This window comes from Candidatus Microthrix subdominans, assembly GCA_016719385.1.
GTDB lineage: Bacteria > Actinomycetota > Acidimicrobiia > Acidimicrobiales > Microtrichaceae > Microthrix > Microthrix subdominans.
In genome coordinates this window covers 100,123-121,076 of sequence record JADJZA010000009.1, presented here as the reverse complement: position 1 = coordinate 121,076, position 20,954 = coordinate 100,123, and the positions used below count along the sequence as shown (strand labels likewise).

19 protein-coding genes are annotated in these 20,954 nt (G+C 70.8%); 18 read left to right on the top strand and 1 reads right to left on the bottom strand.

The window, feature by feature from the left end:
• Positions 1-49 precede the first annotated feature (49 nt).
• From alaS to carA, 13 genes are all read left to right on the top strand, one after another.
• Entirely contained in the window at positions 50-2,653 is a 2,604-nt protein-coding gene (gene alaS / locus IPN02_17065) for an alanine--tRNA ligase (GenBank protein ID MBK9298498.1), read from the top strand.
• Positions 2,654-2,688: 35 nt separating this feature from the next.
• Entirely contained in the window at positions 2,689-3,171 is a 483-nt protein-coding gene (gene ruvX / locus IPN02_17060) for a Holliday junction resolvase RuvX (protein ID MBK9298497.1), read from the top strand.
• Positions 3,168-4,667 carry an endolytic transglycosylase MltG gene (mltG, locus tag IPN02_17055; GenBank protein ID MBK9298496.1) on the top strand — a complete coding sequence of 500 codons (1,500 nt, stop codon included), beginning with the start codon at positions 3,168-3,170 and terminating at the stop codon, positions 4,665-4,667. The genes ruvX and mltG overlap by 4 nt, the downstream gene beginning before the upstream one ends.
• A gap of 7 nt (positions 4,668-4,674) precedes the next feature.
• The gene (locus IPN02_17050; protein ID MBK9298495.1) at positions 4,675-5,541 is read left to right on the top strand and encodes a shikimate dehydrogenase; all 867 of its coding nucleotides are present in this window, start codon (positions 4,675-4,677) and stop codon (positions 5,539-5,541) included.
• Between the two features lie 64 nt (positions 5,542-5,605).
• Entirely contained in the window at positions 5,606-6,247 is a 642-nt protein-coding gene (locus IPN02_17045) for an AAA family ATPase (GenBank protein MBK9298494.1), read from the top strand.
• A gap of 9 nt (positions 6,248-6,256) precedes the next feature.
• A complete protein-coding gene (locus tag IPN02_17040; GenBank protein ID MBK9298493.1) occupies positions 6,257-7,291 on the top strand; it encodes a 3-dehydroquinate synthase in 1,035 nt (344 codons plus the stop codon).
• A gap of 13 nt (positions 7,292-7,304) precedes the next feature.
• Positions 7,305-7,772 carry a 3-dehydroquinate dehydratase gene (locus IPN02_17035; GenBank protein MBK9298492.1) on the top strand — a complete coding sequence of 156 codons (468 nt, stop codon included), beginning with the start codon at positions 7,305-7,307 and terminating at the stop codon, positions 7,770-7,772.
• Positions 7,773-7,826: 54 nt separating this feature from the next.
• Positions 7,827-8,390, top strand: coding sequence for an elongation factor P (gene efp, locus IPN02_17030; GenBank protein MBK9298491.1), 564 nt, complete (start codon positions 7,827-7,829; stop codon positions 8,388-8,390).
• A 16-nt stretch (positions 8,391-8,406) separates the two neighbouring features.
• The gene (gene nusB / locus IPN02_17025; protein MBK9298490.1) at positions 8,407-8,850 is read left to right on the top strand and encodes a transcription antitermination factor NusB; all 444 of its coding nucleotides are present in this window, start codon (positions 8,407-8,409) and stop codon (positions 8,848-8,850) included.
• Positions 8,843-9,430: a bifunctional pyr operon transcriptional regulator/uracil phosphoribosyltransferase PyrR gene (gene pyrR / locus IPN02_17020; protein ID MBK9298489.1), complete on the top strand. Its 588-nt coding sequence runs from the start codon at positions 8,843-8,845 to the stop codon at positions 9,428-9,430. The genes nusB and pyrR overlap by 8 nt, the downstream gene beginning before the upstream one ends.
• A gap of 10 nt (positions 9,431-9,440) precedes the next feature.
• The gene (locus IPN02_17015; protein MBK9298488.1) at positions 9,441-10,481 is read left to right on the top strand and encodes an aspartate carbamoyltransferase catalytic subunit; all 1,041 of its coding nucleotides are present in this window, start codon (positions 9,441-9,443) and stop codon (positions 10,479-10,481) included.
• Complete coding sequence (locus IPN02_17010) at positions 10,478-11,782, top strand: dihydroorotase (GenBank protein ID MBK9298487.1); 1,305 nt, start codon at positions 10,478-10,480, stop codon at positions 11,780-11,782. Before IPN02_17015 ends, IPN02_17010 begins: the two co-directional genes overlap by 4 nt.
• A gap of 384 nt (positions 11,783-12,166) precedes the next feature.
• Positions 12,167-13,249: a glutamine-hydrolyzing carbamoyl-phosphate synthase small subunit gene (carA, locus tag IPN02_17005; protein ID MBK9298486.1), complete on the top strand. Its 1,083-nt coding sequence runs from the start codon at positions 12,167-12,169 to the stop codon at positions 13,247-13,249.
• A 19-nt stretch (positions 13,250-13,268) separates the two neighbouring features.
• On the opposite strand, the gene IPN02_17000 is transcribed toward carA, so the two are convergent.
• Positions 13,269-13,763, bottom strand: a complete 495-nt coding sequence (locus tag IPN02_17000) for a DUF2505 family protein (GenBank protein MBK9298485.1) — start codon at positions 13,761-13,763, stop codon at positions 13,269-13,271.
• A 42-nt stretch (positions 13,764-13,805) separates the two neighbouring features.
• Between IPN02_17000 and carB the strand changes: the two genes are divergently transcribed.
• From carB to rpoZ, 5 genes are all read left to right on the top strand, one after another.
• Positions 13,806-17,783 carry a carbamoyl-phosphate synthase large subunit gene (gene carB / locus IPN02_16995; protein ID MBK9298484.1) on the top strand — a complete coding sequence of 1,326 codons (3,978 nt, stop codon included), beginning with the start codon at positions 13,806-13,808 and terminating at the stop codon, positions 17,781-17,783.
• A 43-nt stretch (positions 17,784-17,826) separates the two neighbouring features.
• The gene (locus IPN02_16990; protein ID MBK9298483.1) at positions 17,827-18,705 is read left to right on the top strand and encodes a dihydroorotate dehydrogenase; all 879 of its coding nucleotides are present in this window, start codon (positions 17,827-17,829) and stop codon (positions 18,703-18,705) included.
• 211 nt (positions 18,706-18,916) lie between these two features.
• Positions 18,917-19,567: an orotidine-5'-phosphate decarboxylase gene (gene pyrF / locus IPN02_16985; protein ID MBK9298482.1), complete on the top strand. Its 651-nt coding sequence runs from the start codon at positions 18,917-18,919 to the stop codon at positions 19,565-19,567.
• Positions 19,564-20,496 (top strand): guanylate kinase, encoded by a 933-nt coding sequence (locus tag IPN02_16980; GenBank protein ID MBK9298481.1) that lies wholly within the window; start codon positions 19,564-19,566, stop codon positions 20,494-20,496. Before pyrF ends, IPN02_16980 begins: the two co-directional genes overlap by 4 nt.
• 131 nt (positions 20,497-20,627) lie before the next feature.
• Positions 20,628-20,951 (top strand): DNA-directed RNA polymerase subunit omega, encoded by a 324-nt coding sequence (gene rpoZ / locus IPN02_16975; protein MBK9298480.1) that lies wholly within the window; start codon positions 20,628-20,630, stop codon positions 20,949-20,951.
• Positions 20,952-20,954: the final 3 nt, after the last annotated feature.

The following is a 20,954-nucleotide window of genomic DNA, read 5'->3' as shown; positions in this document are numbered from 1 at the left end:
TGTAACCGCTGCGGGAAGCCCTCACGTGGGCCGGTAGGCTCGGACCGCTATGCGCGCACATGAACTGCGATCTGCCTGGGACCGATTTTTTGAGCGGAGGGGCCACACGGTGGTGCCCTCCGCCGGGCTGATCCCACACCACCCCTCGGCGCCGATGTTCACCAACTCGGGCATGATGCCCTTCGTGTCGTACTTCCTGGGCGAGGAGGCGGTGCCCTACGACCCGCCGCGTGCGTCCTCGATCCAGAAGTGCGTGCGGGCCGGCGGCAAGCACAACGACCTCGACGCGATCGGTCGCAGCACCCGCCATCTGTCGTTCTTCGAGATGGCGGGCAACTTCAGCTTCGGCGACTACTTCAAGGCCGAGATGATCCCCTGGGCCTGGGAGTTCGTCACCTCGTCGGTCGGTGAGGGCGGCTTGGGGGTCGATGGCGACCGGATCTGGGCCACCGTGCATACCACCGACGACGAGGCCGAGGCGATCTGGGCGGACGTGGTCGGCCTGCCCCGCCAGCGCATCCAGCGCATGGGCACCGACAACTTCTGGGAGATGGGCGAGACCGGCCCGTGCGGGCCCAGCTCGGAGCTGTTCTTCGACTTCGGGCCGGAGTTCGGCGCCGACGGCGGGCCGGCCCAGGGCTCCGAGTGGCGCTACATCGAGTTCTGGAACCTGGTCTTCACCCAGTACTTCCGCGGCGCCGACGGCCAGCTGACCGACCTGCCCAACACGAACGTCGACACCGGCCTCGGCTTCGAGCGCACCCTGGCCCTTACCGAGGGCAGCTCCTCGCTGTACGACGCCGACGGCATGCGCCAGCTGGTCAGCGGCGCCGAGCAGGTCACCGGACGCTCGCTGGGCGACAGCGACCTGGGCGACATCGCCCTGCGGCTGCTGGCCGACCATACCCGCAGCACGGCTTTTCTCATCTCGGACGGCGTGATCCCCTCCAACGAGGACCGCGGTTACGTGCTGCGCCGCATCATGCGCCGGGCGGTGCGCTTTGCCTACCTCCTCGACGTGTCCGACGCGGTGCTCGTGCCGATGATCGAGCGCTGCGCCGAGATGATGGGCGACGCCTACCCCGACCTGAGGACCAACAGCGAGCTGATCCTCGGCGTCGCCGAACGCGAGGAGGGCCAGTTCCGCACGACGCTGGCCAACGGATCGACGCTGCTCGACCAGGCGCTCGACGGCCTCGACGACGATGCAACCCTGCCCGGGGCGGTGGCCTTCAAGTTGCACGACACCTACGGGTTCCCCCTCGAGGTGACCGAGGAGATGGCTCAGCTGCGAGGCCACGAGGTGGACCTGGCCGGCTTCGACGCCGAGATGGAACAGCAGCGGGCCCGGGCCAAGGCGGCATCCAAGGGCGGCGGCGTCGAGGTGGGCGAGGCGGCCGACGAGTTTCGCCGGCTGATCACCGAGAACGGCCCCACCGAGTTCGTCGGCCGGGAGGTGTCGACGACCGAGGCGACCGTGCTCGGCATCGTCGGCGGCTCGGTCGTGCTCGACCGCACGCCGTTCTATGCCGAGTCCGGCGGCCAGGTGGGCGACACGGGCACGCTCAGCTGGTCTGGGGGCAGCGCCCGTGTGCTCGACACCACCTTCGCCCTGCCCGGGCTGACCCGCCACGTGCTGGGGAACGATGCAGCGCCCGACGTGGGCGGCCTGTCGGCGGGGGACACGGTCACAGCATCGATCGACGTCGAACGCCGCAACGCCATCCGCCGCAACCACACCGCCACCCACCTGCTGCACTGGGCGCTGCGCCAGGTGCTGGGCGACCACGTCAAGCAGCAGGGCTCGCTGGTCGACGAGACCCGCCTGCGCTTCGACTTCAGCCACTTCCAGGCGCTCAGCGCCGACGAGATCGTCCGCATCGAGGACCTGGTCAACCGCGAGGTGCTCACCGGCGAGCCGGTGAGCCACGAGGAGATGAGCCGCTCCGACGCCGACGAGCGGGGCGCGATCGCCTTCTTCGGGGAGAAATACGGCGACGACGTCCGCGTGCTGGAGGCGGGCCCGTCGGTCGAACTGTGCGGCGGCACCCACGTGAGCGCGCTCGGCCAGATCGGCACGGTCAAGGTCACCTCCGAAGCTTCGATCGGGTCGAACATCCGACGCATCGAGGCCTCGACCGGGCTGAACACGATCGAGCTGCTCCGTCGTGACGAGGCCACGCTGGGTGCGCTGGCCGCCGAGCTGGGAACCTCAAGCGACGAACTGCTCGCGACGATGCGTCGACGCAACGACGACAACAAGGCCCTGCGGGCAGAGGTGGGCCAGCTGCGCACCGAGGCAGCCCGATCCAAGGCGATGTCGCTGGCCGAGACCGCCACCGACGGGGTGATCGTCGCCCGGGTGGAGGCCGCCAGCCGCGACGAGGTGCGCGACCAGGCGCTGGCCCTGCGGGACCGGCCCGGGATCCGAGCGGTCGTCCTCGGCGCCGTCCCCGGCGGCAAGGGCGTCACGCTGGTGGTCGCCACCAGCGTGGACGGTGACCTGCACGCCGGCGAGCTGATGGCACCCGCCGCCAAGGCGATCTCGGGCGGCGGCGGCAAGGGCGCCGACCTGGCCGTGGCCGGCGGGAAGAACGCCGACGGGCTCGACGAGGCGCTCGAGATGTTGCGCACTGCGCTCGGGATCTCGTGAACGACGCGGCCGACACCCCTGGCTTACCGGCCGAGGTGGACGCGCTGCCGCCTCCAGGGCGTCTGCGGGCGCTGGGCATCGACCCCGGCACCAAGCGCATCGGCGTGGCGGTCGGGGCGGTGGGCGTTGCCACACCGCTGCGGACCATCCAGCGGACCAAGGACATCCCGGGCGACTTCCGCCGCCTGGCCGGGTTGGCCGACGAGTACGAGGTGGACGTGGTGGTCGTCGGGCTGCCGGTGTCCCTCGACGGTCAGCAGCGAGCGGCCGCCCAGCGCGCCCTGCGCGAGGTGGAAATGCTGCGAGGCTGTCTGAACGTGCCGGTTTTCACCTACGATGAGCGCTTGACCACCGTCACAGCGGAGCGTTCGTTGGACCAACTGAACATGACGGGCCGCAATCGCCGGGCCGTCGTCGACGCCGTCGCAGCCTCGGTCATCCTTCAGGGGTGGCTCGATCGGCGCGCTCATCTGGCGCTGACCGAGCAGGGGTCGTTCGACGCGGAGCGAAGCCGGTGAGCGACGTGGCCGACGACTGGGAGACCACGGCGCACGAGGAAGGCCGGCACGGCACTCCGGTGCTGGTCTTCCAACACGACGACGGCACCTTCGCCGACGAGGCGGACAATCACGTCTTCGACGACGGTGCCGGCGGCTTCGTCTACGAGGACGGCACCCCGGTCATCGTCGCCGACCCCGACGATCCTTCCCGGGACGCAAGGCCGGCGGCGGAAACCCTCGTGTACGAGGACGGGGAAGGCGGCTACGTCGACGAGCACGGCAGTCCGGTCTACGACGACGGCGCCGGAGGATGGGTTGACGGTCACGGCCTGCCGCTCGGAGACGTGTGGGACCCGGCACCCGCCGACGTCGTGCCCCCGCCGGAGCCATCACCGCGATCGGGTCGCAAGCAGAGCTACGAGGACCTGGCCAGCAACGACGGCTGCGGCCGGCGCGGGATCATCGGCGTGGTCGTTGTGTTGGGTGTCGTCATGTTGGTGGCGGCCGGTGCCGTCTTTTGGGTGCTGCGCAAGGTCGACCCCCCGGGCGAGCCCGGCAAGGCGGTCGGCATCGTCATTCCCGAGGGCGCCACCGACACCGATGTCGCGCTCCTGCTCGAGGACAACGGCATCATCAGCAACGCGTCGGTGTTCGGCTGGTACGTCCGCTTCACCGGTGGCAGCTGGAGTTCGGGTGACTACCCCGAGCTGCAGAAGAACTCGAGTTTCGCCGAGGTCACCGAGGTCCTTAACGGGGGCCCGGTCCCGGTCGGCACCTCCCGGGTCACCATCCCCGAGGGCGTCGAACTCGACGAGGCCCTGACCATCCTGGCGGAGCAGTTTCCCGATATCTCCAAGGAGGACTTCCTCGCCGCGCTGGACTCGGGCAAGGTGACGTCGAAGTACGTGCCCGCCGAGCTGCCCCCGCTGGAGAACGGCGAGATCCCGCCGGACAAGTACAACAAGTGGGAGGGCATGCTGTTCCCCGACACCTACGAGTTCTCCGAGGACGCCACACCGGAAGCAATCCTCCAAAAGCTGGCCGACCAGATGACGAGCGAACTCGACGAGCTCGGCTTCCAGAACTCCGAGGCGAAGGTTGGGCTTACCCCGTACGAGACGGTGATCGTCGCCTCGCTGGTCGAGAAGGAGGCCGGCACGCCGCCCGAGGAGCGATCGCAGATCGCCCGGGTGATCTACAACCGGTTGGCGGCCCCGGAGATCCTCGGCATCGACGCCACCGCTGTATACTCGAAGGGCAAACCCGGCGGCCAGCTGACCACCCAGGAGCTGCGCGACGAGACCGATCCGTTCAACACGCGCACCAAACAGGGGCTGCCACCCACACCGGTGGGGCTTCCCTCGCGGGCGTCGCTGAAGGCGGCCATCGCCCCCGAGGAGGGCGCCTGGATGTACTACGTGCTCGTCGAACCCGGCGTTCACGCGTTCGTCGACACCCAGGCGGAGTTCATCGAGCTGAGAGACAAGGCCCGCAACGAGGGCGTGATCCAGTGAGCGGCGGGTGCGCTCGCCCGAGTTGATCTCCGGCGCCACCCGCTTGGCGGGGGTGATCGGCGATCCGGTGCGGCACTCCCTGTCGCCCGCCATCCACAACGCCGCCTATGCCGCCCACGGCCTCGACTGGGCCTACGTCGCCCTGCCGGTGCGGCCGGGCGGGGTCGAGGCGGCACTGCGGGGGGCGGTGGCGCTCGGTCTGGAAGGCCTGTCGGTGACGATGCCGCACAAGGCGACCGCTGCAGCGTGCTGCGACGAGCTCACCCCGGCGGCGGTCTCGCTCGGCGTTGTCAACGCCACCAAGCGGGTGGGTACGTCGCTCGTCGGCCACAACACCGACGGCACCGGTTTCCTCCACGCCCTCTCAGCCGCCGGCTGGGACGCGGCAGGGCGCAACGCGATCGTGCTGGGGGCCGGCGGCACCGCTCGGGCGCTCACCGCGGCGCTGGCCGGCGCCGGCGCCGCCCGGGTGACCGTTGCCGCCCGCCGGGCCGACGCCGCCCGTGAGGTGGCGCAGCTGGCCGGGGCGGTCGGGGTCGGCGTGGCGCTCGACCGGGTCGACGACGCCGGTTGGGGCGGCGCCGACCTGGTCGCCAACACCACACCGGTCGGCATGATCGGGGGGCCTGCTCCACAGCATGCGCTGGCGCAGGTCGAGCTGCTGTCTCCCCGGTGTTGGGTGATCGACGCGGTGTATCACCCGACCGAGACGCCGCTGCTCGTCGCAGCGAAGGGTCGGGGCCTGTCGACCCTGGGCGGCGTCGAGCTGTTGGTCGGCGTCTCCGCCGAGGTCTTCACCTGGTGGACCGACCTCGATGCGCCCCTCGATGCGATGTCGGCCGCCGCCCTCGACCAGCTGGGACGTGAGCGGTAATCGAAGCGCTTGCCCGACGCGCCGGGCGGACCGAGCGACCCGGCGGCCCGGTTAGCGTTTGGCCATGACTGCGGATGCCACCGAGGGGACCCCCCTGCCGACGCCGGTGCGCCGGAGACGACCCGTGACGGCACCGGTCACGCCGAACCTCGGCGCACTGCCCGTGGCGCTCGTCGGGCTGCCCGGCTCGGGTAAGTCCACCGTGGCCCGGCTGCTCGCCGAGCGGTTGGGCTGGCGCTGGGTGGATCTCGACGACCGGATCGAGGCGGTGACCGGGCAGTCGATTCCCGAGCTGTTCGAACGGGGGGAGGACCACTTCCGCACCGTCGAGACCGAGGTGCTGCGCGGCGTGCTGGCCCTCCCGACCGAGGTGGTCGTCGCCACCGGCGGCGGCATCGTCACCTCCGAGGCCAACCGGGCCACCCTGGTCACCCGCTCGACGGTGGTGTGGCTCGACGTCCCGGTCGGACAACTGCTCGACCGACTCGGCTCGGATGCCACGCCCCGCCCGCTGCTCAACGATGGCGATCCTGCCCTCCGCCTGGCCGAGCTGGCCGCGGCCCGCAGCCCGCTGTACGAGGCCACCGCCGGCCATCGCATCGACGCCGCCGTCGACCCGGCGCAGGTGGTCGACCAGATCGCAGCGCTGCTCCAGTTCCCGGCGCAACCCCAACCCACCGGCGTGGGCGGCGGCAACGACCGGTAGGATCGACACGTGCCCAACACGACTGCGCCGGTTCGAGAGGTCAACGTCGATCTGGGGGACCGCTCCTACGACGTCCGGGTCGGTGACGGGACCCGCCTTCAACTGGGTTCGATGCTGCCGGCCGGGACGCGCCGGGTCGCCCTGGTGACCGAGGCCGACCAGCCGTGGCTGGACTCGACGCTGGCGGCGCTCGACGTGGCGGTGTCGGTGCACACGATCGACGGCGGCGAGGCCCACAAGAACCTGGCCGCGATCGAGGCGCTGACGTCGTCGTTTGCCCGGGCCGGCATCAACCGCGCCGACTGCGTCGTCGGCCTCGGCGGCGGCCTCGTCACCGACGTGGCCGGATTCGCCGCCGCCAGCTACCACCGTGGCCTGCCGGTCGTGCACGTGGCCACCACGCTGCTCGCCCAGGTCGACGCGGCGATCGGCGGCAAGACCGGCGTCAACCTGCCCGAGGGCAAGAACCTGGTCGGCGCCTTCTGGCAACCCTCGGCGGTGATCTGCGACACCGAGACGCTCGACACGCTGTCGCCGCGGGAGTGGCGCTGCGGCATGGGCGAGGTGGCCAAGTACCACTGGCTGGGCGGCGGTCGACTCGACGACCTGAGCCTGGTCGACCGGGTGGCCCGCTGCGTCGAGATCAAGGCCGAGGTCGTCGCCTCCGACGAGCGCGAGGGCGGCCGACGGGCCATCCTCAACTACGGCCACACGCTGGCCCACGCCATCGAAACCGTGAGCGACCACGCACTGGCCCACGGCGAGGCGGTCGCGGTGGGGTTGATCTTCGCCGCCGAGCTGGCGCAGCGGCTGGGACGCATCGATGCCGCCGCGGTGGCCGAACACCGACGGGTGATCGCCTCCTACGAGCTGGTCGACCGGCTGGATCCGTCGCTGGGCGACGACGACCTGCTGGCGGCGATGGGCCGCGACAAGAAGGCGCTCGACGGCCTGACCTTCGTGCTCGACGGCCCCGACGGGGTCGAGCTGGTGACCGATGTGCCCGTCGGGTTGATCGTCGAGGCCCTGCATGCCACCCGATAGCGACGACCACCCGATGAGCGCCCCGGCCACGGCCGACGATCGAGCCACGGTGCTGTTGTTGTCGGGGCCCAACCTCAACCTGTTGGGCAGCCGGGAACCGGAGATCTACGGTACCGCCACCCTGGCCGACCACGTCGAGACCGCCACCACGACCGCAGCTGCGCTCGGACTGGCGGTCGAGGCGATGGCGACCAACGCCGAGGCCGACGCGGTGGAGGCGGTGCACCGAGCCCGTGGCCGCCACCGGGCCATCGTCGTCAACCCCGGTGCGTTCACCCACTACTCCTGGGCGCTGCACGATGCGCTCGCCGCGTTCGAGGGACCGGTGATCGAGCTGCACCTGTCCAACCCCGACGCCCGCGAACCCTGGCGGCGAACCTCGGTGGTGGCACCGGTGGCCACCGGCACGATCGCCGGGTTCGGCGGCGACGGATACCGCCTGGCGATCGAGGCGGTCGCCCACCTGCTCGACCAAGGCTGATCCAGGGCATCCACTAGCCTTGACGGGCCGCCCCCCAGACAGCAGAGGTACCGCATGGCCCAAATCTCCACCGCCGACTTCAAGAACGGGATGACGCTCGACCTCGACGACGGGTTGTTCACCCTGGTGGAGTTCCAGCACGTGAAGCCCGGCAAGGGGCACGCCTTCGTGCGGACCAAGCTGAAGAACGTCCGCACCGGCGCCGTGCTCGAGCGCACGATGCGTTCCGGCGAGAAGATGGAGCGGGCCATCGTCGACAAGAACGAGATGTCGATGCTGTACCGGGACGGGGCCGACTTCGTCTTCATGGACTCCAACACCTACGAGCAGCTGCACGTGCCGCCCGAAACCGTGGGCGATGCAGCCGACTACCTGGCCGACAACTCCACCGCCGTCGTCGTGTTCTACGGCGACGAGATCATCGGCATCGACCTGCCGGCGTCGGTCGACCTCGAGATCACCCAGACCGAACCCGGCGTTCAGGGCGACCGCTCCTCGGGCGGCACCAAGCCGGCCACCCTGTCGACCGGCAAGACCCTCCAGGTCCCGTTGTTCGTCAACCAGTCCGACACGGTCAAGGTGGACACCCGAACCGGCGAGTACCTCACCCGTGCCTGAGGGTGCGGGCGACCCGGTGCCGTCCCCGGTCCTCGGCGGCCGGCGCGAGGCGCGCGAGCAGGCGTTGCTGTTGTTGTACGAGGCGGAGATCCGCAGCCTCGGCGCCGAGGCGATGGTCGCCGACGTGGTCGTCGAACCCGACGAGTACACCGCCGAGGTGCTGGCCGGGGTGGAGGCCAACCAGGAACGCCTCGATCAACTGCTCGGCGAGCGCACGGGCGACTGGCCGATCCATCGCCTCGGGGCGATCGATCGGGCCGTGCTGCGGCTGGCCGTCTGGGAGCTGACCGAACGGCCCGACATCCCGACAGCGGTCGTGTTGAACGAGGCGGTCGAGCTGGCCAAGACCTACGGCACCGACGACTCGGGCAGCTTCGTCAACGGCGTGCTGGCCACGCTCGCCGACGACGTTCGATCCGACGGCACGGGCCACGGCTCGGCCCAGCGCGGCGATGGCTGAACGCGAACGGCGCCTGGCCCGGCCCTACGGGGGCACGTTTCATCCCCGCGTGCGGGTGATGGACGCCGACGATCTGGACCGTGCCCGGCGGCGCATGGCCGGCGAGATCATCGAACGCAACGAGGGCACCGGGTCGCTCGTGCTGATCGGGTTGCAGACCGGCGGCATCGAGCTGGCCCGCCAGCTGGCCGTCGAGGTGGCGGCGCTCGACACGGCCGCCAGCTCCGAAGCAGTCGCTGCGCCGCCGGTGGGCACCCTCGACGTGGTCATGCACCGCGACGACGTCGGCATCCGGCCGTTGCTGCCCCAGGCGGCCACCTCGATCCCGGTCGACCTCACCGGCATGACCGTCGTGCTCACCGATGACGTGTTGTTCACCGGGCGAACCGTGCGGGCGGCGCTCGACGCGCTGGCCGACTGGGGGCGTCCCAGGGCGGTGCAGCTGGCGGTCATGGTCGATCGCGGCCACCGGGAGCTGCCGATCGCGCCGGATTACGTCGGTCGGGTGGTGCCCACCCGCCGGGTGGAGCTGGTCGATGTCGGCCCCGACGGGGTCGACCTGGGCGAGCTGGTGAAGTGAGGCAACCCCGGTGAGCGACCTGCTGGACATCGAATCCCTTGGCCGATCCGGCCTCGAGGAGCTGCACACGCTGACCGACACGATGGTCGAGGTGAGCTCGCGGCCGATCCCCAAGAGCCCGGCGCTGCGGGGCCGCACCGTCGTCAGCTGCTTCTTCGAGGACTCGACCCGCACCCGGCTCAGCTTCGAGGCAGCGGCGCGCCGCCTGTCGGCCGACGTGATGGGGTTCTCGTCGGGCAGCTCGTCGATGAGCAAGGGCGAGTCGGTGCGAGACACGATTATGACGATCGACGCCATGCGGGTTGATGCCTACGTGGTGCGGCACCGTTCGTCGGGGGTTCCGCACCAGATCAGCCGCTGGACCGACGCCTCGGTGATCAACGCGGGCGATGGCCAGCACGGCCACCCCACCCAGGCGCTGCTCGACACCTACACGCTGACCCGACGCCTCGACCGGCCGGGCCTCGACGGCATGCACGTCGTCATGGTGGGCGATGTGCGCCACAGCCGGGTGGCCCGCTCGAACATCGCAGCGATGACCGCGCTTGGCGCCGAGGTGACGCTGGTCGCCCCGCCCACCCTGTTGCCTCCCGAGGTGGCCTCGTTTCCGGTGCGGGTCGGCCACGACCTGGACGCGGCGCTTGCCACCGCCGACGTCGTCTACGTGCTGAGGATCCAGCGGGAGCGCATGAGCGAGGCGCTGATCCCCACGCTGCGGGAGTACACCGCCACCTACGGGCTGACCGCCCGGCGCCTGGGGCTCATCGGCGCCGACGCCCACCTGATGCACCCCGGCCCGATGGTGCGAGGGCTCGAGATCTCGTCGGAGGCGGCCGACGATCCCCGCTCCCTGATCACCGCCCAGGTGGCCAGCGGCGTTCCCACCCGCATGGCGGTGCTGTTCTGGGCGTTGGTCGCCAACCCCGATACCGCCAACCCCGATACCGCCGGGCCTGCCGAGCCGGGCCAGGACATCGACGGAGCAGACACCGACCGAGCAGACGGCGACCGAGCAGGCAGCGGGCCGCCGCCCCCCGAGGAGCACCGATGAGCACTGGTCCCAACCCGACGGTCAAGCTCCGGGGCGGACGCCCCTGGACACCGGGCGACAGCGGGGACGGCACATCCGCCGATGTCCTGGTGCGCGACGGCCTGGTGGCAGCCGTCGGCCCCGAGGCGACCGAGGCGACCGCCGACATCACGTTGGACTGCGGTGACTGCGTCGTCTCCCCGGGGCTCGTCGACCTGCACACGCACCTGCGCCAGCCGGGCAAGGAGGAGGCCGAGACGATCGAGAGCGGCGGTCGCGCCGCCGCCCTCGGCGGGTTCACCGCCGTGTTGGCCATGCCCAACACCACGCCGACGATCGACTCTGCCGAGGTGGTGCGCGAGGTGCTCGAGCTGGGTCGGTCCGCACCGTGCGCCGTGCATACCTCCGGTGCGATCACGGTCGACCGGGCGGGGGAGCGGTTGGCCCCGATGGCCGAGATGGCCGCCCTCGGCGTCTCGCTGTTCACCGATGACGGCAGCGGCGTGCAGGACGACGCGCTGATGCGTCGTGCGCTCGAGTACGCCGGCGGGCTGGGCGTCATCCTGGCCCAGCACTGCGAGGTGACCTCGTTGTCGCAGGGCACGTGCATGCACGAGGGCTTGGTCTCATCCCGCCTGGGTCTCAGCGGACAGCCGGCGGAGGCCGAGGAACTGATGGTGATGCGCGACATCGCGCTCAGCCGCCTGACCGGCACCCCGGTGCACTTCCTGCACCTCTCGACTGCCCGCTCGGTCGACCTGGTGCGTCAGGCGAAGGCCGCCGGCCAGGCGATCACCGCCGAGGCGGCCCCCCATCACTTCACGCTGACCGACGAGGTCTGTGTGGGTTACGACCCGCTCTTCAAGGTGCACCCGCCCCTGCGCACTCCAGCCGACGTGGCCGCGGTGAAGGCGGGCCTGGCCGACGGGACGATCGACGCCATCGCCACCGACCACGCCCCCCACACGCCGGACAGCAAGGAGCTGCCCTTCGACCAGGCCCCTCCCGGCATGCTGGGCCTGGAGTACGCGCTGGCGCTGGCGCTCACCGAGCTGGATCTGCCGCTCGATGCGGTGATCGAGTTGCTGTCGGTGCGCCCCGCCGCCATCGGCCGCATGGGCGAGCAGGGACGGCCGGTGGCGGTTGGGGCACCCGCCAACCTGTGCGTGATCGACCCGAGCGCCGCCTGGACGATCGACGACACCGGCGGTGCGTCCCGCAGCCGCAACGTGCCCTATGCGGGGCGTCGGGTGACCGGGAAGGTGCGCCACACGGTGTGCGCAGGCGAGCCGGTGGTGATCGACGGCGCGCCCCAACGCTGACCCGGCCGGCCGGCCACCCCCACCCACCCAAACCGACACCCACCCAAACCGACACCCACCCAAACCGACACCCACACCCGCCCAAACCCGAACTCGGGAGTGCACACCGCGCCCTGGTGGTTGTTTGGGCTCCCCAGTTGCGGGTGGGTCGCCAACTCGGGAGTGCACACCGCGCCCTGGTGGTTGTTTGGGCTCCCCAGTTGCGGGTGTGGAGCGGGTGTGGTGCAGGTGTGGAGCGGGTGTGGTGCAGGTGTGGAGCGGGTGTGGTGCAGGTGTGGAGCGGGCGGTGCGCCCGAGTTCCGGGTGATCGCGCGTGCGCCGGTACGGTGTCCGGCGGAACCGACCCGGCCGACCGGGTGGGGTTGAGCTGTTGAGAGGACTGGCGTGAGCGTGACCGAGGCTGCACTGGTACTGAGCGATGGGTCGCTCTTTGAGGGAGAGGCGATCGGTGCCACCCCCGAGAGCGGGATCAGCAGCGGTGAGGTGGTGTTCAACACCGTGCTCTCCGGCTACCAGGAGGTGCTGTCCGACCCGAGCTACGCCGGTCAGATCGTCACCTTCACCTATCCCCACATCGGCAACACCGGAACGACCGACCTCGACGACGAGTCGACCCGGCCCAGCTGCGCCGGCATCGTCGTCCGCGACCTGGCCCGTCGCCACAGCAGCTGGCGCGCCGAGCTGAGCCTGGACGAGTGGCTGAAGCGCCACGGCATCGCCGGCATCGCCGGGGTGGACACCCGTCGCCTCACCCGTCACCTGCGCAACCACGGCGCAGTGCCGGGCGTATTCGGCACTGCGAACGAAACCGATCTGCGGGCCGCCGCATCCAGTGCCACCGGCACCGACAACACCGACCTGACCCGCTTGGTGACCACCCCGGAGCCCTATGTTCGCCCCGGTGGTCCCCGCCGGGTCGTCGCCGTTGACTACGGGATGAAGGCCAGCCTGTTGGCCCACCTCCAACCGCTCGCCACCGTCACCGTGGTGCCGGCCGGCTCGAGCTCCGATGACATCCTGGCCCTCGAGCCCGACGGCGTGTTTCTGTCCAACGGCCCCGGCGACCCGGCGGCGGTGACCCACGCCCCGGCGATGATCGCCGAACTGCTCGGGCAGGTGCCGGTCTTCGGCGTGTGCATGGGCCACCAGCTGCTGGCGACTGCCCTGGGGGCCAGCACCTACAAGCTGCCGTTCGGGCACCACGGCGGCAACCACCCGGTGCAGGACACGCTGACCAACACGATCGAGATCACCAGCCAGAACCACAACTACTGCGTCGACCCGCAGGGCATCGCCGGCGTGGAGCTCACCCACATCAACCTCAACGACCAGACCCTTGAGGGGTTCGTCGGCACCGAGGTGGCCGCCCTGGGCGTCCAGTACCACCCCGAAGCGGGCCCCGGCCCCCACGACAGCGGTTACATGTTCAACCGCTTTGCCGCGCTGATGGACGCCCGCGCTACCTGAGGCGGCGCCGCCGGTCGACTTAGCCGGCGGGCTTGAGCGTGTCGAGCACCGCACGCTCCTCCTGGGCCAGGTGATCGCTCAGCCCCGAGGTGATGGCCTTTTCAACTTGGCCGCCGACGAACAGCACCTTGACCCTCAGATCACCTTGCACGGTCCGGCTGGCCGCGTCGTCGAGCTGCTCGTAGCGAATTGCGGCCGAGGCCGCCAGCTTGCTGGCGTAGTTCTCGGGCTGGAAGTCGACGGTGGCGGTCCCGGCCGAGAGGTCGGTCACCGTCTCCTCGATCCAGACCAACTTGTCGCGGTTGACCACAGCGGTCGCCGCAGTGGGCAGGGGAGCGATGAACCGGTAGCGCAGGCGCACCGTCACCAGGTCGCCCTTCTTCGTTCGGTCGACCACCTCCGGCACCGACACCTTGGTGAACCCGGACAGTTCCCCCCACATCTCGGTGCCGGTGTACATCTCGAGCACCTCATCGCGACTGATCGGATAGGTCTGGGTGACGGCAAACCGCATCGGGACATCTTGGCACGCTGCCCGACGGTACGCTGGGTGACGATGCCCCCTCACACACTCCGCCATTCCGGTGCTCTCGAACACCAGAGGAACCCTCCTTCACGGCGCCCTCGTCCCCTGCGACTCCTGGCCGGAGCGGTTGGGCTGTGCGTTGCGGCGACCCTCGCACTCGGGGCGTGCGGCAACACCGACACCGACGGCCTCACCGGCGACGCCGCCGCGGGCCGCGACATCGCTCGCGATCGGGGCTGCACGCAGTGTCATTCGGCCTCAGGGGACGACAACGCCCGCGGGCCCAGCTGGGCGGGGCTGGCCGGGTCCGAGGTGACCTTGGAGGACGGCAGCACCGTGACCGCCGACCGCGAGTACCTCGAGCGGGCGATCACCGATCCGTCGAGCGAGATCGTCGACGGGTTCAAGCCAATCATGCCCATGGTGCCACTCGACGACGCCCAGCTCGACCAGGTGATCGCCTACATCGAGGCGTTGGGCGACGCGCCTCGACCAAGGATTGAGCGGCCCCGACCCCCATATCGGACGCCCGGCCGTCGGCTGCTAACTTGCTCCTTTCGATGGCCTCCCCCCCTGTCCCCACCGCGCCGCCGTGCGCCCCCCGCCGCCTCGAAACCCACGCCGGGAGCCAGCATGCCGCGTCGTGACGACCTCGAATCGATTCTGCTGATCGGGTCCGGCCCGATCGTGATCGGCCAGGCCTGCGAGTTCGACTACTCGGGCACCCAGGCCTGCCGCGTGTTGCGCGAGGAGGGCTACCGGGTGATCCTGGCCAACTCCAACCCGGCCACGATCATGACCGACCCGGACTTCGCCGATGCGACCTACGTCGAGCCCCTCGACGTCGAGGTGCTGACCGCCATCCTCGAACGGGAGCGGCCCGACGCCGTGCTCGCCACGCTGGGCGGCCAGACCGCCCTCAACCTGGCGATGGAACTGCACGAGGCGGGCACCCTCGATCGCCTCGGCATCGAGCTGATCGGCGCCAACGCCGAGTCGATCGCCACCGCCGAGGACCGCTCGCAGTTCAAGGACGCGATGATCGAGATCGGCCTGTCCGTGCCCGACTCCGGCATCGCCCACAACATGGCCGAGGCCGAGGCGGTCGCCGCCGAGCTGGGGCTGCCCGCCATCATCCGACCGGCCTACATCCTGGGCGGGCGGGGCACCGGCATCGCCTCGACGCCCGAGGAGTTCACCCGCCTGGCCCAGCGCGGCCTGGAGGCCAGCCCGATCTCGGAGATCCTGATCGAGCAGTCGATCCTCGGCTGGAAGGAGTTCGAGCTGGAGGTGATGCGAGACGGCGCCGACAACTGCGTGATCGTCTGCTCGATCGAGAATTTCGACCCGATGGGCGTGCACACCGGGGACTCGATCACCGTCGCCCCGGCCCAGACCCTCTCCGACGTCGAGTACCAGACGATGCGCGACGCCGCATTCGCCTGCATCCGGCGGGTCGGGGTGGAGACCGGCGGGTCCAACGTACAGTTTGCGGTCAACCCGGCCAACGGTGACCTGGTCGTCATCGAGATGAACCCCCGGGTCAGCCGGTCCTCGGCGCTGGCCAGCAAGGCGACCGGGTTCCCGATCGCCAAGATCGCCGCCCGGCTGGCGGTTGGCTACACGCTGGACGAGATCCCCAACGACATCACCGAGAAGACCCCGGCCTGCTTCGAGCCGGTGATCGACTACGTCGTCACCAAGGTGCCGCGCTGGAACTTCGAAAAGTTCCCCGGCGTCCCCGAGGTCCTCGGCACCCAGATGCAGGCGGTGGGCGAGGTGATGTCGATCGGGCGCACCTTCCCCGAGTCTCTGCAAAAATCGTTGCGTTCGCTCGAGAGCGGCCACTTCGGCCTGGGCGCCGACCCGACCGAGGTGGCGCTGGCCGAGGTGGACGACGACGAGCTGGCCGGGCGGGTGGTCGTTGCCACCCCGGATCGCATCTTTGAGGTGGGCGAGGCCCTGCGGCGCGGCTGGGGGGTCGAGCGGGTGGCCGAGCTCACGGCGATCGACCCGTGGTTCCTCGACGAGATGTCGACGATCTACGAGGAGCGCGAGACGATCCAAGCGGCCACGCCCGACACGCTGAGCCGCGCCGGATGGCGGCGGGCCAAGCGGCTGGGCTTTGCCGACGCCCAGCTCGCCCACCTGTGGGGGGCGGAGGAGGCGACGGTGCGCACCGCCCGCCTGGCGGCCGGCGTCGTGCCCACCTACAAGACGGTCGACACCTGCGCCGCCGAGTTCGAGGCGGACACGCCCTATCACTACAGCACGTGGGAGGACGAGACCGAGGTGCAACCCTCGGACACCCCGCGGGTGCTGATCCTCGGGTCGGGGCCCAACCGAATCGGGCAGGGCATCGAGTTCGACTACTGCTGCGTGCACGCCAGCTTCGCCCTGCGCGACGCCGGGTACGACACGGTGATGGTCAACTGCAACCCGGAGACCGTGTCCACCGACTACGACACGTCCAGCCGGTTGTACTTCGAGCCCCTCACGCTCGAGGACGTGCAGTCGGTGATCGACGCCGAGTCCGAGGCCGGCCCGGTCGCCGGCGTGATCGTGTCGCTCGGCGGGCAGACCCCGCTGAAGCTGGCGGGCGACCTACCCGAGGAATTGATCCTCGGCACCTCGCCGGCCTCGATCGACCTGGCCGAGGACCGCAACCGTTGGGGCGCGCTGTGCGCCCGGCTCGAGATCCCCCAGCCCCCCGGCGGCACCGCCACCACCCTCGAAGGCGCCCGTGAGGTGACCGAGCGGATCGGCTATCCGGCGCTGGTCCGGCCGAGCTACGTGCTCGGTGGCCGGGCGATGGAGATCGTCTACGACGACGACGATCTGGCCCGCGCCTGGTCCGCCCTCGCCCTCGAAGGCTCGCTGGGCCGGGAGGGCGGGCTGTCCGCCGACCGACCCGTGCTGGTCGACCGGTTCCTCGAGGACGCCACCGAGGTGGACGTCGACGCCATCCGCGACGCCTCCGGCGAGGTGCTGATCGGCGGCATCATGGAACACGTCGAGGAGGCCGGGGTGCACTCGGGCGACTCGGCCTGTGTCATCCCGCCGGTCACGCTGGGTGCCGGCGTCATCGACGTGCTGGGCGACGCCACCCGCCGCATCGCCGAGGCGCTCGACGTCAAGGGGCTGATCAACGTCCAGTTCGCCGTCAAGCGGGCCGGCATCCACCCCGACGCCGCCCAGGTGTTCGTCATCGAGGCCAACCCACGCGCCAGCCGCACCGTGCCGTTCGTCGCCAAGGCGACCGGGCGCCCGCTGGTGAAGATCGCCGCCCGGGTGATGGCCGGCGCAACGCTTGGCGAACTGCGCACCGAGGGCCTGCTCGGCGAGGTGTCCAGCGGCGACCACACCGCGGTCAAGGAGGCGGTGCTGCCCTTCAACCGCTTCCCGGAGGCCGACCCGCTGCCCGGGCCCGAGATGCGTTCGACCGGCGAGGTGATGGGCATCGACCTGACGCCGGGCCTGGCCTTCGCCAAGGCCCAGCTGGCCGCCGGCGATCGCCTGCCCGAGGGCGGCTGCGTGTTCCTCTCGCTGGCCGACCGCGACAAGGTGGCCGGTTTGGAGGTGGCCCGCGGGCTGATCGGCCTCGGCTTCGAGCTGATGGCCACCGGCGGCACCGCCACCGCCCTGGCGGACGCAGGCATCGCCGTCACCGGCACGATCACCAAGGTGGCCGACGCCGATTCGGGCACCGAGGGTGCCACCGCCCCCGAGCTGATCGCCGACGGGGAGATCGGCCTGGTGATCAACACGCCGAGGGGTCGCGGCCCCCGGGCGGACGGTCACGAGATCCGCGAGGCGGCCGGTCGGCACAACGTGCCGCTGATGACGACGATCTCGGCCGCCTCCGCCGCCGTGCGGGGCATGTCCGACCGCCGGGCCCACCCGATGGCGGTGCGCACCCTGCAGGAGTACCAGGCCGGCGTCGACCGCAGTTCGGCGGCCGATCACCGTGCCGACGAGCCGGGCGCAGCGTCGGACCAACGTGGTTGATCTCACCACAGCGGTCGGGGCGGTTGGCCTGCCAAACCCGGTGATGTGCGCTTCGGGCACCGCCGGTCACGGGGCCGAACTCGGCGCCTTCGTCGACCTGGCCCAGCTCGGTGCGGTCGTGGTCAAGTCACTGTCGGCCGGCCCGTGGCCGGGCAACCCGGCGCCCAGGGTGCACCCGTTGAGCACCGGCATGATCAACTCGGTCGGGCTGGAAGGCCCCGGGATCGCCGCCTGGGCGCACGACGAGCTTCCTGCGCTCCGCCGGGCCCGAGCCCGGGTGGTCGTGTCGATCTGGGGTCGCAGCGTCGAGGACTACGCCGTCGCCGCCGACGCGCTCGCCAAACATGCGCCCGCCGGGACGGCGAGCGACCCGATCGTTGCGGTCGAGATCAACCTGTCGTGCCCAAACCTGGCCGGCAAGAAGATGTTTGCCCACGACGTCGGCGCCGCCGCCGACGTGATCACCGCCACCGCCGGGCTGGCATATCCCCGCTGGGCCAAGCTGTCGCCCAACACCGACGCGCTGGTGGCGGTGGCCGAGGCGTGCGCCGGGGCCGGGGCCGACGCGGTGACCCTGACCAACACCCTGCTCGGCCTGGTGATCGACACCGACAGTCGCCGCCCGGCGCTGGGCGGTGGCGGGGGAGGGGTGTCGGGGCCGGGCCTGGGCCCGATCGCTGTGCGGGCGGTGTGGGAGGTGGCCCGGGCCATGCCCGAGCTGCCCATCGTCGGCGTCGGCGGGGTGCACGATGCCAACTCGGCGTTGCAGCTGTTGATGGCCGGCGCCTCGGCGGTGCAGGTGGGCACCGCCAACTTCGCCGACCCCCGAGCGACGATCCGGGTGCTCGACGAGCTGGCGAGCTGGTGCGACAGCCATGGGGTGGCGACGATCGCCGAGCTGATCGGTGCGGCCCACCCATGAGCGCAACACCTCAGGCGGTGTATCGTCGCTGCGCGCCCATGGCCGTCCAGGCCGCTTTCTCCCCAAACCGGAAGAGGACCACATCGTGAACGTGAGCGACGGAACCGGCGTCCACTCGGTCGATCCCGAGTCGGAGGACGTTCCCGACGAGCCCGATTGGGCCGAGCCGTCGGTGCGCAACCACCTGTGCCTGGTGTTGGACACCGACGACATGGTGCAGGCCGAACGCACCGCCATTGCGCTGATGCCCTACTTCGGGGTGGTCAAGGTGGGCCTCGAGCTGTTCTCGGCCGCCGGCCCCAACGCGATCGCCTCGCTGACCGACCTGGGCTTCGACGTCTTCTGCGACCTCAAGCTGCACGACATCCCGACCACGGTCGGCCGCGCCAGCCGGGTGCTCGGCTCGATGGGCGCCACCTACCTCACCCTGCACGCCAGCGGTGGCACCGACATGTTGCGCGCCGGCGTCGAGGGTCTGGCCGAGGGTGCGGCCAACGCGGGCCAGATGATCCCCCAGGCGCTGGCGGTCACCGTGCTCACCAGCGACGACACCGCAGCACCCCATGTAGCGGCCGAGCGCATGCGCATGGCGATGGAGGCCGGCTGCGGCGGCCTGGTGCTCGCCGCCGAGGATCTGCACGACGCCTTCACCCTCGCCCCCAAGATGACCCGGGTGGTGCCCGGCATTCGAAGCGCCGGCGGCGACACCCACGACCAGGCGCGCCCGGCCACCCCCGGCGAGGCCATCTCCGCCGGGGCCGACCTGTTGGTCGTCGGGCGGGCGGTCACCCAGGCGGACGACCCGGTTGCGGCGTCGGCATCGATCGCCGACGAGGTCCGAGCGACCCTCGCCCTCCGTTGAGCGCCGACCGCGCTCGGGCCCACGACTGGGTTGCCTCCACACGGCGACGCTGGCAGGGGCTGCTCGACCGGCTGGCCGACGGCACGCTCACCCTGGACCGGCTCTGGCTCGAGGCGGATCGAGACCCGGCGGCGGCCGAGCTGAAGCTGCTGGTGGCGCTCGAGGCCCGACCCGGCGCCAAGAAGGTGCTCACCCGGCGGGCCCTCGACGCTCTCGGCCTTCCGCAGTCGATCACCCTCGGCGAACTCGACGACCGGCTGCGCCGGCGCTTGGAGGCGGTGTTCGCCGACCCGGCTGCGCCCGACGCCACGGCCCTACCCGACTCGGCCGGTATCGACGCAACCCAGCCCGACCAGCCGGGCCTGATCATCGTGATCTCCGGTCCTGGCGGCGTCGGCAAAGGCACGGTGGTGCACCGGCTCCTCGAGCGGGATCCCCGCCTGTGGCTCAGCCGCTCCTGGACCACCCGTGCTCCCCGGCCGGGCGAGGCGGAGGATGCGTACCGGTGGGCGACGACCGAGGAGTTCGTCGCCCACGCCGATTCCGGGGGGTTTCTCGAATGGGTCGAGTTTCTCGACTACTGCCAGGGTTCCCCGGTACCCGATCCGCCACCGGGATGCGACGTTGTCTTCGAGATAGACGTCGCCGGAGCCACGGCGCTGCGCGAACGCTGGGACGACGCGCTGTGCGTGTTCATCGATACACCCAGTCGCGTGGAGCAGGAGGCCCGCCTCCGCGGCCGTGGCGACGACCCCGAGCGCATCGCGCAGCGGCTGATCAAGGCCGATGAAGAGGTGGCGGCGGCCCTGGCGATGGATGCCATCGTCGTGATCAACGATGACGTCGAGGCGACGGTCGACGAGTTGCAGGCGCTGATCGAATCGGCCCGTCGAGCCCGCCGATCACCGGGCGGCCCGGCCCCGGCGTAGCCCGATCCACCGGTCGTCGGCCGGGGCTGTGACCCGGTCCACTGCGCTATGCTGGTTCGCTGCGCGTTCGCCAGGCGCCGCCATCCGCACACGAGGAGCCCCCAGCACCGATGAACACCCGCCACGACACGATGATCGAGCCCCAGGTGGAAGGTCTTCTCGACCGGGCGGGATCCAAGTTCTCGCTGGTGACGCTCGCCGCCCGTCGTGCGCGTCAGATCAACGACTACGTGCATCAGCTGGGCCGTACCTCCGGCGGAGCGATCCCGCCGCAGGTGGCGTCGAATGCCTCTAAGCCGCTCTCGATCGCCTTCGAGGAGATCGCTGCGGACAAGATCCTGCCGGTGAACGCCCCCGGGCGCGACAACCCCGCCGGCGTCCAGCTGGACGATGAGGGCCACGTGGTGCACCCGGGCGACGCCTCCGACGACTCCGACGACCCGACCGCGGGCTGAACC

Excerpts from the sequence above, each read along its gene's own strand:
- alaS (MBK9298498.1), top strand. The coding sequence starts at position 50 with ATGCGCGCACATGAACTGCGATCTGCCTGGGACCGATTTTTTGAGCGG.
- IPN02_17045 (MBK9298494.1), top strand. The coding sequence starts at position 5,606 with ATGACTGCGGATGCCACCGAGGGGACCCCCCTGCCGACGCCGGTGCGC.
- IPN02_17035 (MBK9298492.1), top strand. The coding sequence starts at position 7,305 with ATGAGCGCCCCGGCCACGGCCGACGATCGAGCCACGGTGCTGTTGTTG.
- efp (MBK9298491.1), top strand. The coding sequence starts at position 7,827 with ATGGCCCAAATCTCCACCGCCGACTTCAAGAACGGGATGACGCTCGAC.
- pyrR (MBK9298489.1), top strand. The coding sequence starts at position 8,843 with ATGGCTGAACGCGAACGGCGCCTGGCCCGGCCCTACGGGGGCACGTTT.
- IPN02_17010 (MBK9298487.1), top strand. The coding sequence starts at position 10,478 with ATGAGCACTGGTCCCAACCCGACGGTCAAGCTCCGGGGCGGACGCCCC.
- IPN02_17000 (MBK9298485.1), bottom strand. The coding sequence starts at position 13,763 with ATGCGGTTTGCCGTCACCCAGACCTATCCGATCAGTCGCGATGAGGTG.
- carB (MBK9298484.1), top strand. The coding sequence starts at position 13,806 with ATGCCCCCTCACACACTCCGCCATTCCGGTGCTCTCGAACACCAGAGG.
- IPN02_16990 (MBK9298483.1), top strand. The coding sequence starts at position 17,827 with ATGTGCGCTTCGGGCACCGCCGGTCACGGGGCCGAACTCGGCGCCTTC.
- pyrF (MBK9298482.1), top strand. The coding sequence starts at position 18,917 with ATGGTGCAGGCCGAACGCACCGCCATTGCGCTGATGCCCTACTTCGGG.
- rpoZ (MBK9298480.1), top strand. The coding sequence starts at position 20,628 with ATGATCGAGCCCCAGGTGGAAGGTCTTCTCGACCGGGCGGGATCCAAG.